The organism is Janthinobacterium sp. GW821-FHT03C10 (genome assembly GCF_059420865.1).
Window position 1 is genome coordinate 87,619 of record NZ_JBWKUN010000003.1, and the last position, 14,703, is coordinate 102,321.

At 63.9% G+C, this 14,703-nt stretch carries 15 protein-coding genes and 1 tRNA gene; 12 read left to right on the forward strand and 4 right to left on the reverse strand.

Annotated features, from left to right (window positions below):
* Window positions 1–6: 6 nt before the first annotated feature.
* From AC07VH_RS11605 to aqpZ, 8 genes are all read left to right on the forward strand, one after another.
* A tRNA-Glu gene (locus AC07VH_RS11605) sits at window positions 7–82 on the forward strand.
* A 95-nt stretch (window positions 83–177) separates the two neighbouring features.
* Window positions 178–1,347, forward strand: a complete 1,170-nt coding sequence (earP, locus tag AC07VH_RS11610; RefSeq protein WP_494787951.1) for an elongation factor P maturation arginine rhamnosyltransferase EarP — start codon at window positions 178–180, stop codon at window positions 1,345–1,347.
* 135 nt (window positions 1,348–1,482) lie between these two features.
* A complete protein-coding gene (locus AC07VH_RS11615) occupies window positions 1,483–2,058 on the forward strand; it encodes an elongation factor P (protein WP_034778059.1) in 576 nt (191 codons plus the stop codon).
* A gap of 158 nt (window positions 2,059–2,216) precedes the next feature.
* A complete protein-coding gene (locus tag AC07VH_RS11620; protein WP_494787952.1) occupies window positions 2,217–3,356 on the forward strand; it encodes an amidase family protein in 1,140 nt (379 codons plus the stop codon).
* 35 nt (window positions 3,357–3,391) lie between these two features.
* A complete protein-coding gene (locus AC07VH_RS11625) occupies window positions 3,392–3,802 on the forward strand; it encodes a hypothetical protein (protein WP_475413548.1) in 411 nt (136 codons plus the stop codon).
* Between the two features lie 65 nt (window positions 3,803–3,867).
* Window positions 3,868–4,326, forward strand: a complete 459-nt coding sequence (locus tag AC07VH_RS11630; RefSeq protein ID WP_475413547.1) for an Ivy family c-type lysozyme inhibitor — start codon at window positions 3,868–3,870, stop codon at window positions 4,324–4,326.
* Window positions 4,326–4,736 (forward strand): GNAT family N-acetyltransferase, encoded by a 411-nt coding sequence (locus tag AC07VH_RS11635; protein ID WP_475413546.1) that lies wholly within the window; start codon window positions 4,326–4,328, stop codon window positions 4,734–4,736. Before AC07VH_RS11630 ends, AC07VH_RS11635 begins: the two co-directional genes overlap by 1 nt.
* Before the next feature lie 220 nt (window positions 4,737–4,956).
* A complete protein-coding gene (gene aqpZ / locus AC07VH_RS11640) occupies window positions 4,957–5,646 on the forward strand; it encodes an aquaporin Z (protein WP_475413545.1) in 690 nt (229 codons plus the stop codon).
* A 359-nt stretch (window positions 5,647–6,005) separates the two neighbouring features.
* Here aqpZ and AC07VH_RS11645 read toward each other — a convergent pair whose 3' ends face one another.
* Complete coding sequence (locus AC07VH_RS11645; protein WP_475413544.1) at window positions 6,006–6,833, reverse strand: AraC family transcriptional regulator; 828 nt, start codon at window positions 6,831–6,833, stop codon at window positions 6,006–6,008.
* Between the two features lie 138 nt (window positions 6,834–6,971).
* Here AC07VH_RS11645 and AC07VH_RS11650 point away from each other — a divergent pair, with 138 nt between their 5' ends.
* The 4 genes from AC07VH_RS11650 (at window position 6,972) to AC07VH_RS11665 (ending at window position 11,013) form a co-directional block, all read left to right on the forward strand.
* Window positions 6,972–8,213: an MFS transporter gene (locus AC07VH_RS11650; protein ID WP_494787953.1), complete on the forward strand. Its 1,242-nt coding sequence runs from the start codon at window positions 6,972–6,974 to the stop codon at window positions 8,211–8,213.
* A 238-nt stretch (window positions 8,214–8,451) separates the two neighbouring features.
* Window positions 8,452–9,828, forward strand: a complete 1,377-nt coding sequence (cysS, locus tag AC07VH_RS11655; RefSeq protein ID WP_494787954.1) for a cysteine--tRNA ligase — start codon at window positions 8,452–8,454, stop codon at window positions 9,826–9,828.
* Between the two features lie 71 nt (window positions 9,829–9,899).
* Window positions 9,900–10,478 (forward strand): hypothetical protein, encoded by a 579-nt coding sequence (locus AC07VH_RS11660; RefSeq protein ID WP_494787955.1) that lies wholly within the window; start codon window positions 9,900–9,902, stop codon window positions 10,476–10,478.
* Window positions 10,471–11,013: a hypothetical protein gene (locus AC07VH_RS11665; protein WP_494787956.1), complete on the forward strand. Its 543-nt coding sequence runs from the start codon at window positions 10,471–10,473 to the stop codon at window positions 11,011–11,013. Before AC07VH_RS11660 ends, AC07VH_RS11665 begins: the two co-directional genes overlap by 8 nt.
* Here the strand turns inward: AC07VH_RS11665 and dbpA are convergent.
* From dbpA to AC07VH_RS11680, 3 genes are all read right to left on the reverse strand, one after another.
* Window positions 11,000–12,427 (reverse strand): ATP-dependent RNA helicase DbpA, encoded by a 1,428-nt coding sequence (dbpA, locus tag AC07VH_RS11670; RefSeq protein ID WP_475413540.1) that lies wholly within the window; start codon window positions 12,425–12,427, stop codon window positions 11,000–11,002. The genes AC07VH_RS11665 and dbpA overlap by 14 nt on opposite strands.
* Window positions 12,428–12,548: 121 nt before the next feature.
* Window positions 12,549–12,785, reverse strand: coding sequence for a hypothetical protein (locus tag AC07VH_RS11675; protein WP_070223821.1), 237 nt, complete (start codon window positions 12,783–12,785; stop codon window positions 12,549–12,551).
* A gap of 206 nt (window positions 12,786–12,991) precedes the next feature.
* Window positions 12,992–14,656 carry an acid phosphatase gene (locus AC07VH_RS11680; protein WP_494787957.1) on the reverse strand — a complete coding sequence of 555 codons (1,665 nt, stop codon included), beginning with the start codon at window positions 14,654–14,656 and terminating at the stop codon, window positions 12,992–12,994.
* Between the last annotated feature and the right edge of the window lie 47 nt (window positions 14,657–14,703).

Consider the following 14,703-nt stretch of genomic DNA (forward strand, 5'->3'; position numbering starts at 1 on the left):
ATTTCTGTCCCCATCGTCTAGAGGCCTAGGACATCACCCTTTCACGGTGAGTACAGGGGTTCGAATCCCCTTGGGGACGCCAGACCGGCTGAATCAGCCAACAAAAAAGCCGCCTGGTAACAGCGCGGCTTTTTTGTTATTGGCCGCCATGCCCACGTTTTTCTCTTCCCGTCGACTATGCCACTACCTACCGATCGCGCACCATCCCTGGCCATCTTCTGCAAAGTCGTCGACAACTACGGTGATATCGGCATTTGCTGGCGCTTGGCGCGGCAGTTGAGCGGCGAGCACGGCGTCGCCGTCACCCTGTGGGTCGATGATTTATCCAGTTTCCGGCGCATCTGCCCCGCCATCGACGTGGCGGCCGAGGCGCAGCAGGCATCCGGCGTCACGGTCCGCCACTGGCGCGGCCAGGATGGCGTGTTTTTGCCCGCCGACGTCGCCGATATCGTCATCGAGTTTTTTGCCTGCGATATTCCGCCCGGCTATATCGCCGCCATGGCGCAATGCACGCCGCAGCCCGTGTGGCTGAACCTGGAAGGCTTGACGGCGGAAGAGTGGGTCGAGGGTTGCCATGCGCTGACGTCGCCGCGCCACGGCATGATCAAGCATTTCTTCTTTCCCGGTTTTACCGATAAAACGGGCGGCCTGCTGCGCGAAGCGGCGCTGGATGAGAAAAGGCTGGCGTTCCAGGCCGATGCGGGCGCCATGGCGGCATTCCTCGGGCAATTCGGCGTGACGGATGCGGAAATGCGCGCCGTGAAAGTATCGCTGTTCTGCTATCCGTCCGCGCCCGTCGCCGAACTGTTCGCGGCTTGGCAGGCGGGTGAGCAAGCTGTGGTATGCCTGGCGCCGGAAGGCGTCGCGTTCGATGCCGTTCAGGCGTTTATCGGCGACGATGCGGCGGTGGCCGGTGCGGCGCGCACGCGCGGCGCGCTCACCGTGCGCGTGCTGCCTTTCGTGCCGCAGGACGATTACGACCGCCTGCTGTGGGCTTGCGACGTCAATTTCGTGCGCGGCGAGGATTCCTTCGTGCGTGCGCAATGGGCGGGCCAGCCGTTTCTCTGGCATATCTATCTGCAGGATGAAAACTTGCATCACGTGAAATTGCGCGCCTTCCTGCAGCGCTATGCTGTCGATGCGGACGGCCCCATCGACAGCCTGGTGCAGGCGGCGCTGGCCTGGAATGGGGCCAGCGCGGACGCCTTGCCGTGGGCGCGGCTGTGGCCCGCATTGCAGGCCGATCTGCCGCGCATCCGGGCGCGCGCGCAGGCTTGGCAGCGGCAGATGCAGGCGCATGGCGATCTGGCAAGTAACTTGCTGGCGTTCGCCGGCGCGACGAGATAGGCGCTTGCCAAAAATTAAGGTAAAATGCCCGGTTATTTCTAACGTATTTTTAACCGATCAAACGCAAGCTTGCGGCGCTGATGGCGCACAGGCGGCAGATGGTCTTCATGCAACCCACTTTTTACGTACATTCCTATGAAACCCGCAAAAGAAATTCGTGTTGGCAATATCATCATGGTCGACAGCAAGCCAATGATCGTGTTGCGTTCTGATGTCAACGGTTCGAGCCGCACGGGCTTCACCTACAAATGGAAGATGAAAAATCTTCTGACGAACACCCCGATGGAAAACGTGTTCCGCGGCGACGACAAGTTTGACGTTGTTGTTCTGGATAAAAAGCCAGTGACGTATTCCTACTTCGCCGACCCGCTGTTCGTTTTCATGGACGCTGAATACAACCAGTACGAAATCGAAGAAGAAAACCTGGGCGAAGCGCTGAACTACCTGAAAGATGGCATGGAATGCGAAGCCATTTTCTACGACGGCAAGGCTATCTCCGTTGAACTGCCTACGACCATCGCCCGTCAAGTGGTGTACTCGGAGCCTGCGGTCAAGGGCAACACGTCGGGCAACGTCCTGAAAGAAGCCAAGATCGAAAACGCCATCGACGCACATCGCCACACCGTGCAAGTGCCGCTGTTCGTGGCACAGGACGACGTGATCGAAATCGACACCCGTACCAACGAATACAAGCGTGTCGTACGCAACTGATACGCCCCAGTGCTTGACCATCAAGAAACGCTGCCTTCGGGCGGCGTTTTTTTTTGCTTGAAAAATAATTCCTTTCAACAACAATTGTGTTGCTAGGACTGCTATGCTATGGCTAGCACATTATTGCGGTAGAAACATTGAAGTTTCCTGGAGATAGCATGCAGCGCAGTCAGATGTTACGCAGTGGCGCGTCCCGGGGCGTGGCGCGCCCCGTATTGGCCCGTGCCACGGCGCCCGCCAGCCCCATGGCCCATCTGCTCGATGCGGGCGTCTTGCCGCAACAGCAGATGATGCAGGCAGGCAAACTCAGTTCGCATGCGCTGACGTCGCAGTACCTGAGGCGCATCCGTTCCCTGTGCAGCACGGGCGCGCGCGCCTATCCCGGCATTGAAATCAATCCCGATGCCTTGAAAATTGCCCTGGAAATGGACCGCGAACGGCAAGTGCACAAGGTGCGCGGCCCCTTGCACGGCATCCCCATCGTCTTGCGCGACAATATCGCCACGGGCGACCGCATGAAGACGCGCACGCAAGCACCCCTGGCCACGCATGCCAGCTGCGATTCCTTTGTGGCGGCGCGCTTGCGCGCGGCCGGCGCCGTCATCATCGGCAAAAGCAATTTGCGCCAGTGGGCCGCCGTCAGCGTGCCGCATGCCAGCGCCAGCTGGGCCGGGCTGACCATCCTGGCCGTCGACAGCGCGGCGGACGGCGCCATCGTCGCACCTGCTTCAAACTGCGGCCTGGTCGCCATCAAGCCCACGGGCAGGACTGTCGCGGGGCAGGGCGGCGAGCCAGCCACGGCCGGACCGATGGCGCCCAGCGTGCGCGAAGCGGCCTGGCTGCTCGCCGCCCTGACGGGCGAGCGCCTGGCCGATGGCATGGCGCTCGACCTTGCCGGCTTGCAAGGGCGCCGCATCGGCGTGGCGCGCAGCCTGTTCGGCCTGTGTGCCGGGACCGATGCCGTGATCGAGCAAGCGCTGCTGGTGCTGCGCGCACTGGGTGCGGAACTGGTCGAGACGCCGCCCGCGCCCGGGCCTGGCGGCATCGAAGCGCTGCTGCGTTCGCATACGCTCGATGCGCTCGTGGGCCCCACCTGCCATGGCGTATCGCCGCAGTCCGACTTGCCGCATATCACGGTGCCTGCCGGCATGGTTGGGGGCTTGCCGGTCGGCTTGTCCTTCATCGGCCCTGCCCACGGCGACATGCCGCTCATTGCGATGGCGTATGCCTACGAGCAGGCGACTTTGCACCGGCACACGCCCGCACTGCCATCGAGCATCGCCCTGGCGCTGCGTTGACCATGATTTTTCCTTTTGTTTTCTTTTGATAATCTATGCTTGCAATCTTGCTGCTGACTGCGGCCGCGGCCGCCAACCCGACTCCTTTTGATGCCGCGCAACTGTCCGGCAGCTGGTCCGACAGCGTGAACACGAGCAGTGTGTGCGAAGAAGCGCGGCACTTTACGCGCATGCAGTTGTCTGACGATCATCAGCGGCTGGCGATCTTCAACGACCGCACGTGGAAAAGCAAGCTGGGCGAAACCAACCGCTTTGCCGCGACGGTCGTGGCGGAAACGGAGCGCAGCCTGACTTTGCGCTATGACAATGAAACGCGCGTCAACGACGCTGGCAAGCTGGTGGAATGGCAGTTGATCATCGTCGCGCCGGGTGTGTACCGCTGGCGCGAGACGGGCTGGCCGGAAGGCAAGGTCAACGGGGTCGTCGGCATCCGCTGTTCTCCCTGAGGCGCGCGCACCGGCATGCCATTCTGCTATGCTGCCTCCATTACTGAATGCTGTTAGGAGATTGCATGTCCGCACGTTTGCTGTTTCCCCTGTTCCTGGGCGCCGCCGTGGCGCTGGCCGCCATGCCGGCGCAAGCGCGTACGCCCAAACTGTCGCTGATCGAGCAGGCGCAAAGCTGCGATGGCGGCCATACCTGCCCGTATTTCCCCGACGTCTACAAGGCGGACTACGCCTTTCGCAAGGCGTTCAACGTGGGGCTGAAAAAGGCTGGCCTGAAGCGCCAGCGCTGGGTGCCCGATGGCGTGGCCAGTCCGCTCAAGCCGGTCGAGATCGACGGCAAGGCACGCCTGCTGAGCAGCGTCTGCGAACCGCACAATTGCGGCCACCGCTACTCCATTTTGTACGACCCGGTCGCGCGCAGCATGACGGGCGTGTACATGGGCAGCGATGCCAAGGGCGGCTTGCGCACCGTGTATTTCGGCGAGCCCAGCATCGCCGAAGCCGACTTGCTGTACAAGAACTGATGCACGCGCCATTACACATTTCCAGCGAGCGCGGCGAACTGGACGTGCCCATGATCCACCGCTACCTGAGCGAGCAGTCGTACTGGAAGCGTGGCGTGGCGATCGAAACGGTGCGCAAGGGGATTGCCAACGCGCTGTGTTTCGGCGGCTATGCGGATGGCCAGCAAGTGGCGTTCGCCAGGGTCATCACCGACTACACGGATTTTGCCTACCTGCGCGACGTGTTTGTATTGCCGCCATACCAGGGACGCGGCTATGGCAAGCAACTGGTGGCCGCCGTGCTCGGCGATGAGCGCTTGCGCGCGGTCACCTGGATGCTGGGGACCGATGATGCGCATGGCCTGTATGCGGGCTTTGGCTTTGCGCCATTGGAGGCGCCACACAAATACATGCGCCGCCCGGCATCATGATAGTTGGTAAAACAATAGTTTATTCCTGGAAAACCATTAATATTGTTGTATGAGATTAATGTTGCATTGATAATGACAGCATGTCATTATTCGCGCTCTGCAGCGTGCAGTGCATTGCTGGTGCTGTGCTTTGCCGTCGCCTCCAGGCGGGGGCAAAGGTGGTGAGCGGTCCGATTGGTCGTCCCTGGCACGTTTTCTCGTCACTTTAAAGGAATACATCATGAAACAATATGGCGCCGAGTTCCTCGGCACGTTCTGGCTGGTACTGGGTGGTTGCGGCAGCGCCGTGCTGGCCGCCGCCTTTCCCGGCCTCGGTATCGGCTTTGCCGGCGTAGCCCTGGCGTTTGGCCTGACGGTGCTGACCATGGCTTACGCCATCGGCCACATCTCGGGCTGCCACCTGAATCCGGCCGTCTCGATCGGCCTGTGGGCGGGCGGCCGCTTTCCTGCCAGTCAACTGTTGCCGTACATCATCGCGCAGGTACTGGGCGCCATCGTGGCCGGCGGCGTGCTGTACGTGATCGCCAGCGGCCAGGCCGGTTTCGATGTCAGCAAGGGCTTTGCCTCGAACGGCTTCGGCGCCCATTCGCCGGGCGGCTATTCGATGCTGTCGGCGCTGGTCATTGAAATCGTGCTGACGATGTTCTTCCTGATCGTCATCCTGGGCGCCACCGACAGGCGCGCACCGGCCGGCTTCGCCCCGCTGCCGATCGGCCTGGCACTGACCCTGATCCATCTGATCAGCATCCCCGTGACGAATACCTCGGTCAACCCGGCCCGCAGCACGGGCGTGGCCCTGTACGTGGGCGACTGGGCCACCAGCCAGCTGTGGCTGTTCTGGCTGGCACCGATCATCGGCGCCTTGCTCGGGGCGCTGGCCTACCGTTTGATCGCGGGCGAAAAAGAGTAGGTCGGCTTGGCCCGCAGGGTCTAAGCCGACACTGCCAACAGTGTAGCTTGTCGGCTTACGCGCGGCTGCGCCACGCTAAGCCGACCTACGCGGCGCCCGTCATTGGCGCATTGCCCGGTGCGCAGGCATCGTCGTAGGTCGGCTTGGCCCGCAGGGCGTAAGCCGACACTGCCAACAGTGTAGCTTGTCGGCTTACGCACGGCTGCGCCACGCTAAGCCGACCTACGCGGCGCCCGTCATTGGCGCATTGCCCGGTGCGCAGGCATCGTCGTAGGTCGGCTTGGCCCGCAGGGCGTAAGCCGACAATGCCAACAGTGTAGCTTGTCGGCTTACGCGCGGCTGCGCCACGCTAAGCCGACCTACGCGGCGCGCCACTCGCTCAGGTAATGCTGCGGCGTGCGGCCCAGGATGCGGCGGAACATGGCGCTGAAGGCGCTGGGGCTGGCATAGCCCAGCGCATAGGCGATGGCCGCCACGCCTTCGCCCCGGTCCAGGCGGCAGAATGCTTCGGCCAGGTGGACTTGCTGCAGCCATTGGCGGTAGTGCAAGCCCGTTTCCTTTGGGAATAAGCGGATCAGGGTGCGCGCGCTGGCGCCCGCATCCTGGGCCCATTCCTCGATGCTGCGCCGGCTGCCGGGCGCGTCCATGATGGCCGAGCAGACGGCCACCAGGCGGCGGTCGCGGGGCCAGGGGATGGCGAGGGGCACGGTGTCGGCCGCCGCCAGTTCCGACAGGATCAAATGGGCCAGCCAGTCGCCGCGCCCCGCCAGCGCATATTCGATCGGTTCGGCCAGCAAGGCCAGGATCAGTTCGCGCAGCAGCCGGCTCACTTCCAGCACCTTGCAATCGGCGCCATACGGGGCCGCCACCTGCGCGTCGATGTACACGGTGCGCATGCTCAATTCGCTCAAGATATGGACTTCGTGCACGACGCCTACGGGAATCAGCAGGGCGCGCCGGGGCGGCAATATCCACACGCCATGTTCGGTGGAAACGCGCATCACGCCTTGCGTCGCATACAGCAGCTGCGCCCGCACGTGGCTGTGCGGCGCCGTATAGTCGCCCGCCGCATATTGCCTGGACATGGCCGTCACGGGGCGCGGCACGTGCTGGTAATCGTGCGAGCTCGTGCTGCGGCTGAACGGCACGCCATCGGGGTGGGTCTGGACGGGTGGGTGGGTGTACATGTCGGTCGTTGGCTTGTCGCCTGATTGTCACTTAGTTGTCACTTGAGCGACGATTATTGGAAGTTATCAGTTCAGTGACCATACTATACTGGCTTCTTTGCCGGGCCGCCCGCCGTGCCCGATTATTGCGGATGATACATGCACACAACCACAACTGCCGCGGCATTGGCCAAGCCCGTGCCGGCGGCTCCCTCGCTTCATAGTTCCCAACAACAATCCGGTCTGGCCATGCACATCCTGGGCGCCGTCGCCTTCGTGCACTTGCTCAATGACTTGATCCAGGCATTATTGCCGTCGATTTATCCGATGCTGAAAGCCGAGTTTTCACTCAGTTTTACCCAGGTCGGCCTCATAACCCTGACGTTCCAGTGCACGGCATCGTTGCTGCAGCCCTGGATCGGCTTGTACACGGACCGCCGTCCGCTGCCCTTCCTGCTGCCGGTCGGCATGTGCTTTACCCTGGCCGGCGTGCTGATGCTGTCCGTCGTCACCACCTTCCCGACCTTGCTGCTCGCCGCCGGTCTGATCGGCGTCGGCTCCTCGACCTTCCACCCGGAAGCGTCGCGCGTGGCGCGCATGGCCTCGGGCGGGCGCTACGGCTTTGCCCAGTCCCTGTTCCAGGTGGGCGGCAACGTGGGTTCCGCCCTGGGGCCGCTGCTGGCGGCCGCCGTCATCGTGAACCGGGGCCATGGCAATGTCGCCTGGTTCAGCCTGCTGGCCGTGCTGGCCATCGGCGTGCTGTACAAGGTCAGCCGGTGGTACAGCGGCCACCTGGCCAGCTTCAAGCCGAAGGCGGGCGGCCATGGCCCGAACCTGTCGCGCAACAAGGTGATGGGCGCGCTGGGCGTGCTGGCGCTGCTGGTGTTTTCCAAATACATCTACATGGCCAGCCTGTCGAGCTACTACACGTTTTACCTGATCGACAAATTCCACCTGTCGCTCGGCGATGCCCAGCTCTACCTGTTCCTGTTCCTCGCCGCCGTGGCGGCCGGCACCTTTATGGGCGGCCCCATCGGCGACCGCATCGGCCGCAAGCGCGTGATCTGGATTTCCATCCTGGGCGCCGCGCCGTTTACCCTGCTGCTGCCATATGTCGACCTGTTCTGGACGGCCGTCTTGACGGTGATCATCGGCTTCGTGATTTCTTCCGCTTTTTCCGCCATCGTCGTCTTTGCGCAGGAACTGGTGCCGGGCAAGGTGGGCATGATCGCGGGCATCTTCTTCGGCCTGATGTTCGGCGTCTCCGGCATCGCCGCCGCCGCCATGGGCCACCTGGCTGATATCTCCGGCATCGCCTATGTGTATAAAATCTGCTCCTACCTGCCGCTGCTGGGCATCCTGACGGTGCTGCTGCCGCATATCGAGCAGGCGAAAAAATAAGCGGGTGACGCGGGAGGGCTTGACGGCCCGCCCGCGTACATGCGATATTCGTCCCATGATCACTTTCATCCTCCCTCCAGTTTCTGCATCCGCCGCCGCCGCTGCGCTGTGTCCGTGTACCTGGCTTCGTGAGGATGCGGCCCGGTGCCGTTAAACTTTTTACTCCTCATTCCGATGGCCACAGCGTTGAAAAACCTGTGGCCATTTTCTTTTTCCGCAGCGTTAATGAAAGTCCCGCATGACACTTCATCTGTACGATACCTACGCGCGCAGCCTGCGCCCGTTTGAACCCCTTGCCGCCGGCCACGCGGGCCTGTACGCCTGCGGCCCCACCGTCTACGATTATGCGCACATCGGCAACCTGCGTACCTACCTGTTCGTCGACGGCTTGCGCCGCGCGCTCGCATTCAACGGCTTGCAGGTGCGCCACGTGATGAACATCACGGACGTGGGCCATTTGACGTCGGACGCGGACAGCGGCGATGACAAGATCGAGGCGCGCAGCCGGCGCAGCGGCGAGTCGGCCTGGGATATCGCCGCCGCATTCACGCGCGCGTTTGAAGATGATCTGCGCCAGCTCAATATCCTGCCGCCCACCGTCTGGTGCCGCGCCACGGACCACATCGCGGAACAGATCGCCTTCATCCTCGACCTGGAAGCGAAAGGCTATACCTACCGCACGGACGACGGCATCTATTTCGACACGACGCGCCAGGACGGCTACGGCAAGCTGGCGCGCCTGAAGCGCGACGGCCTGCAGGCGGGGAAAAGGGTGGACCTTGGGGAAAAACGCGATATCTGCGACTTTGCGCTGTGGAAGTTCAGCGGCGTGCCGGGACAGCGGCAGATGGAGTGGGACAGTCCGTGGGGCCTGGGCTTCCCCGGCTGGCACATCGAATGCTCGGCCATGGCGGAAAAGCACCTGGGGACGTATTTCGACATCCATTGTGGCGGCGAAGACCATGTGGCCGTCCACCACAGCAACGAGATCGCGCAGACGGAAGCGCGCCACGGCACGCGCCTGGCCAACTTCTGGCTGCACGGCGCCTTCCTCAAGACCCAGGATGCGAAGATGTCGAAATCCTCGGGCGACTTCCTGCGCCTGCAAAGCCTGGCGGAGCAGGGCGTCGATCCGCTGGCTTACCGCTACCTGTGCCTGGGCGCCCACTACCGCAGCAGCCTCAATTTTACGGATGAAGCCCTGCGCGCCGCCAGCAGCGGCCTGGCGCGCCTGCGCGTGGCCGTGCATGGCCTGGGGGATGCAGGCGGCGAGGCCGATCCCGCATGGCTGGCGCGTTTTAGGGCCTGCATCAACGATGACCTGAATTATCCGCGCGCGCTGGCCGTGACCTGGGAGCTGCTGAAAAGCGCGCTGCCGGAGGCCGTCAAAAAGGCTACCATGGCCCGCTTCGATGCGGCGCTGGGGCTCGATCTGCTGGCCTGGCGGCCGGCGCAGGTGGAAGTGCCGCAGCCGGTGCTGGCGTGGCTGGCGGAACGGGCCAATGCGCGCGCGCAGCGCCAGTGGGCCGAGGCGGACCGCTTGCGCGAACTGGCGCGCGCGGCCGGCTACGACATCGACGATACGCCGCAGGGCCAGCAGGCGCGCGCTTTGTGACACCCTGTGAGCGTGTGGCCGTATCTGCGGCGGCCATGCATAATGGCCGCATGATAAACGCAGGAGATGCCGTGAAGCGTGGTGTGCTGTTGTTGAGTTGCTGTCTTGCCTTTTCGTCCGTGCTGGCGGCCAGCGAGTGTCCGGGCTTTCCCGTGCTGGCCACGTCCGGCGAAGCGCTGCTGGCGCAAGTGCGCGCGCTGCCGCCCGTCGGTGTCGACCGCGAACGGCAGGCGTGCGCGCCGGCGACCGTCATCGACTTCGCCTACAGCGGCGGCACCTTGTGCCGCTTTGGCGGCGACGAGGGGACGGTCGATGCCGCGACGGCCGCCGTCACGCGCCTGGCCGATGGCGGGGAACTGGTCGAATACCTGTATCTGTTCCCGTATGCGCCGGCGACGCATGCGCGCCTGCTGGCGCTGCTGGCCGCGCGTTTTGATCAAGTCGACAAGGCGGCCTGGCCGGCCTTCCTGCAGGGTGCCACGCCGGGCAAGGAAACGACGGCCCTGTTCACCCATGGCGGCTACTATATTTCGCTGGGCAAGCCCACGGACGGCGACCCCGCCGCATGGTATTCGAATGTGATCTTTGAAAAGGTGGATAAACCTGCGCTGGGCGTGCGCAAGGTGTGCCGGGAGGGGCGCGATGGCTGAAGCGGAGGCCTTTCCGGCGGCCTTGGCCGGCACTGTGGCGCAGCTGCTGTCCGTGCTGGGCAGCGGCCGGGCACACCCGCCATTTGCCGTGCGCCAGGATGGCGAGGCCTTGCTGATCCCGACGCGCACCTACTACGACCGCGAGCGGCTGCTGGCTTGTACGCGGCTGCCCGGCGACGCGGGCGTGCTCGCCCTGTGCCTGGGCACGCGCCACCATGACGGCCATCTGCGCGAAGCGTGTGCAAGGCAGCTGTTGCTGCAGGAGCGGGCGTGGACGGTGCCCTTCGTCGTGCACCTGTGCGGCGAATACGTGCTGGAGATTATCGAGGCAATTGGCGCGGCGCTGCCGGCCTGGAATACGGAAGCGCTGGCGCGCTACCTGCGGGAGAACCCAGCGTATGTGGACACGCTGGAGCGGCGCAGCATCAGCTACTGGAGCTGTTATTACCGCCGGGAGTATCCCGTGTGGGAAAACTATCCTGGACGCAGGACCATGGCGGCCCTGCGTACCTTGCAAGGCCTTAGGCCTCGATAAAGCGCATCTTGAAGCTGCGGCCCTTGATGTTGCCGAAGTCGCGGCCCAGGGTATTGCCCGCATTCAGGCGCTTGAACGCCGCCTCGGCCACCTTGCGGTCGAGCGCCACGTAGGTCATGAACTCGAACACGTTGATCTTGCCCACCTGTTCTTTCGTCAGGCCCGCATCGCCCGTCAGCGCGCCCAGCAAATCGCCCGGACGCAGCTTGTCCTTCTTGCCGCCCATGATGCACAGGGTGACCATCGGCGCCGGCAGCGCCTCCATCCCATCGTCTTCCGCCAGCTCCTTCAGGTCGTGCCATTCGGCGGCGCTGTTCTGGTACTGCTCGATCAGCTTGACCCATTTTTTCTCGTTCGGCGCGCACAGCGACAGGGCCAGGCCCTTCTTGCTGCCGCGGCCCGTGCGGCCGATGCGGTGGATATGCACTTCCGTGTCTTTCGAGACGTCGACGTTGATCACGGCGCCCAGGTCGGAAATATCGAGGCCGCGCGCGGCGACGTCGGTGGCCACCAGCACGGAGCAGCTGCGGTTGGCGAACAGCACGAGGATTTCATCGCGCTCGCGCTGTTCCAGTTCGCCGTACAGGGCCAGCGCGGAAAAGCCTTGCTGGCGCAGTTCCTCGGCCAGTTCGCGGCAATGCACCTTGGTGTTGCAGAAGGCCAGGGTCGATTCCGGCTTGAAGTGTTTTAACAGCTTGCCGACGGCGCTGTTGCGCTCGTCGAAGCCGATCTCATAGAAGCGCTGCTCGATCTTGTCGTTGTCGTGCTGCGCCTCGACCGTCACTTCCAGCGGATTGACGAGGAACGACGCCGTGGCGCGGCGGATGTCTTCCGGATACGTGGCCGAGAACAGCAGGGTCTGGCGGCGCGCCGGGCAGGCGCTGACGATGCCGGCGATTTCCTCGTAAAAGCCCATGTCCGTCATGCGGTCCGCTTCATCGAGCACCAGCGTCTGCACGTGGTTCAGGTTGATGGTGCCGCGGCCCAGGTGGTCGCGCAAACGGCCCGGCGTGCCGACGACGATGTGGGCGCCGTGTTCCAGCGAGGCGATCTGCGGGCGCATCGGCGCGCCGCCCGTCAGGGTCAGGATCTTGATGTTGCCGGCCGCGCGCGCCAGGCGGCGCAGCTCATTGGCCACCTGGTCGGCCAGTTCGCGCGTGGGGCACAGCACCAGGCCTTGCACGGCAAACCAGGCCGGATTGAGCTTGTGCAGGATGCCGATGCCGAAGGCGGCCGTCTTGCCGCTGCCCGTTTTCGCTTGCGCGATCAGGTCGCGGCCATCGAGCACGGCCGGCAGGCTTTGCGCCTGGATGGTGGTCATCTCGTGGTAGCCGAGCGAATCCAGGTTGGCCAAAAAGGCGGGCGTCAGCGGCAGGCTGGCAAAAGAATTGGTGGTGTCAGTGGTGGTGTTCATAGGGGCGGAGCCGGTAAAAAGCGGGTGGATGGGCACAGTCTACAGGCGTTTACGCCCTTGTGCGGATGGTGGTGTGGCCACCGGCGGCAAACGGCCGCCGGCGTTGTTACTCAGTCTGCTACTAATTGTCGGGCGCCCAGATGGGCAAGCCGGTGAGATCGAGGCCGGCGTCGCGCGTCCATACGGGCAAGCCCGTGGCATCGGTCGGCTCCAGCAATTCGAGCTGCACCTGCTTCAAGGCCACCTTGCGCGCGCGCGCGCGGCGCTGCGGTTCCGGCGCCGGCTCTGGCGCCTCGAGCGCTGGCGGCGGACCGAAACCGGGCAAGTCGATGGTGGCGTTGTCTTTTTTATCTCTCATTTGATAACCTCTGTCCCTGGCCTACGAAGGCCAGGGGGGCGGGCAGCATGCCGTCCGCCTATGTCCATACGCTTTCACTTCATCCACAAAACAAAAGCCCGGCTACAGGAGTCGGGCTCATTGTGAATATCATCGGCAGGAAAAGCACACCTGCGGATTTAAGTGCGGCACGCAGTGTATCACAGGCGTGCCGCACCGTGTAGGGCTTAACGGAAGCTGAGGGCGCCCGTCAGGTCGCCCGGCGGCAGCGCGCCGCGTGACGCGAAGGCGTCGTTGCGCACTTTCAGGCCTTCGAGCAGCGGCAGGTCGTGCAGGCGCGTGATCAAACGCAGGATCGACGTCGTGTCGTAGAAACTGTGGTCGACGGCGCCTTTCTTTGCGTACGGCGAGACGACGATGGCGGGAATGCGCGTGCCCGGGCCCCAGCGGTCGCCCTTTGGCGGCGCCACGTGGTCCCACCAGCCGCCGTTCTCGTCGAATGTGATCACCACGATCATGTCCTTCCACTGCGGCGATTCCTTCAGATGCTGGATGACGTTGGCCACGTGCTGGTCGCCCGATTCGATGTCCGAATAGCCCGCGTGCAGGTTCAGATTGCCCTGCGGCTTGTAGAAGGTCACGGCCGGCAGCTTGCCCGCCACGGCGGCGGCGAGGAATTTGTTCGAGATCGGGCTGTCGCCCGTGCCGCCGTCGCGCAGGTGTTCGGCGCGCGCCGCCGTGCCGGGCGCGAACTGCTTGAAGTAGTTCAGCGGCTGGTGGTGGAACTGGAAGTTCGGCTTGCTGCCGCCGCCTTTGTGGTCGAGCGCCGCTTGCCAGCCGCCGCCATACCATGCCCAGCTGACGCCCTTGCGCGACAGCAGGTCGCCGATGGTGTCGTAGGTTTGCGGCGGCAGCGTATTCGCGTCGGCCGGGTCGGCGTGCATCGGGTCGCCGTCGAAGGCGGGGCGGATGTAGCTCGGTTGATACGGCGGCGCCATGGTGTTGACGGCATAGCCGTCCGGCGTGAGGGCGCCGTCGTTCACGTATTTCGGCTTGCCGTCCAGCGCGGAGGCGGGACAGTCGGGCGAGATGGCCAGGCGCACGCCTTGCGGGCCGTCCGACAGCACGGCGATCTTTTTCTTTGCCGCCGTCTCGGCCGCGTTGAAGTATTCGTTGGCGCGGCCCGTGACGAGGAACTGGTGGTTCATGTAGGAGCCGCCGAAGGCCGCCATGAAGAAGTTGTCGCACAGCGTGTACTGCTCGGCGATCTGCCACAGGTTCAGGTTTTTCGACGTTTCGCCGTAGTGACCCATCACCAGGCCGCCGCTGTCGGCCCACGCGGCAAAGCCGTCGTTCTTGCCGCCGTTGATCTGCATCTGGTTGTTATAGAAGCGGTGCACGAGGTCGCGCGTGATGATGCTCTCGGGCAGGGGCTTGCCGGCTGCGTCGCTCAGTTTGTAGGGAGCGTTGGGCAGGCCGGAAATCTGGTCTTCCTTGATCAGGTAATCGGTGCCGCCGATGTTTTGCTGGTTCGGCACCAGGCCGCCCCAGATCTTCGGCAGGGTAGCCAGCGGCTTGCCGTCGCGGTCCAGTTGCTGCGCCTGTTCCGCCGTGACGGCGGACAGGGGGGCGCTGGTGCCGGGGAAGTTGGCGAACAGGTTGTTGAAGCTGCGGTTTTCCAGGTAGATCACGACCACGTTCTTGACGTGCGCCTTGAGTTTCGCGTCGAGCGAACCCTTGGCGATGGTCTTCCTGGCTGGCGCGGCGTCGGCCAGCGCCGGCAGGCTGGCGGCCAGGCCGACTGCGGAAGCGGCCTGGAAAATGCGCCGGCGCGAGGGATTGGCGGGTTGGTCGGCCGGATCGGCTGGCAGGGCGGGGGCGAGGTCCTTCACACATTCTCCTTGGGTGTCTCTATGGGCACGGGCGTTGGCGGCAATGG

Excerpts from the sequence above, each read along its gene's own strand:
- earP (WP_494787951.1), top strand. The coding sequence starts at position 178 with ATGCCACTACCTACCGATCGCGCACCATCCCTGGCCATCTTCTGCAAA.
- AC07VH_RS11615 (WP_034778059.1), top strand. The coding sequence starts at position 1,483 with ATGAAACCCGCAAAAGAAATTCGTGTTGGCAATATCATCATGGTCGAC.
- AC07VH_RS11620 (WP_494787952.1), top strand. The coding sequence starts at position 2,217 with ATGCAGCGCAGTCAGATGTTACGCAGTGGCGCGTCCCGGGGCGTGGCG.
- AC07VH_RS11625 (WP_475413548.1), top strand. The coding sequence starts at position 3,392 with ATGCTTGCAATCTTGCTGCTGACTGCGGCCGCGGCCGCCAACCCGACT.
- AC07VH_RS11630 (WP_475413547.1), top strand. The coding sequence starts at position 3,868 with ATGTCCGCACGTTTGCTGTTTCCCCTGTTCCTGGGCGCCGCCGTGGCG.
- AC07VH_RS11635 (WP_475413546.1), top strand. The coding sequence starts at position 4,326 with ATGCACGCGCCATTACACATTTCCAGCGAGCGCGGCGAACTGGACGTG.
- aqpZ (WP_475413545.1), top strand. The coding sequence starts at position 4,957 with ATGAAACAATATGGCGCCGAGTTCCTCGGCACGTTCTGGCTGGTACTG.
- AC07VH_RS11645 (WP_475413544.1), bottom strand. The coding sequence starts at position 6,833 with ATGTACACCCACCCACCCGTCCAGACCCACCCCGATGGCGTGCCGTTC.
- AC07VH_RS11650 (WP_494787953.1), top strand. The coding sequence starts at position 6,972 with ATGCACACAACCACAACTGCCGCGGCATTGGCCAAGCCCGTGCCGGCG.
- cysS (WP_494787954.1), top strand. The coding sequence starts at position 8,452 with ATGACACTTCATCTGTACGATACCTACGCGCGCAGCCTGCGCCCGTTT.
- AC07VH_RS11665 (WP_494787956.1), top strand. The coding sequence starts at position 10,471 with ATGGCTGAAGCGGAGGCCTTTCCGGCGGCCTTGGCCGGCACTGTGGCG.
- dbpA (WP_475413540.1), bottom strand. The coding sequence starts at position 12,427 with ATGAACACCACCACTGACACCACCAATTCTTTTGCCAGCCTGCCGCTG.
- AC07VH_RS11675 (WP_070223821.1), bottom strand. The coding sequence starts at position 12,785 with ATGAGAGATAAAAAAGACAACGCCACCATCGACTTGCCCGGTTTCGGT.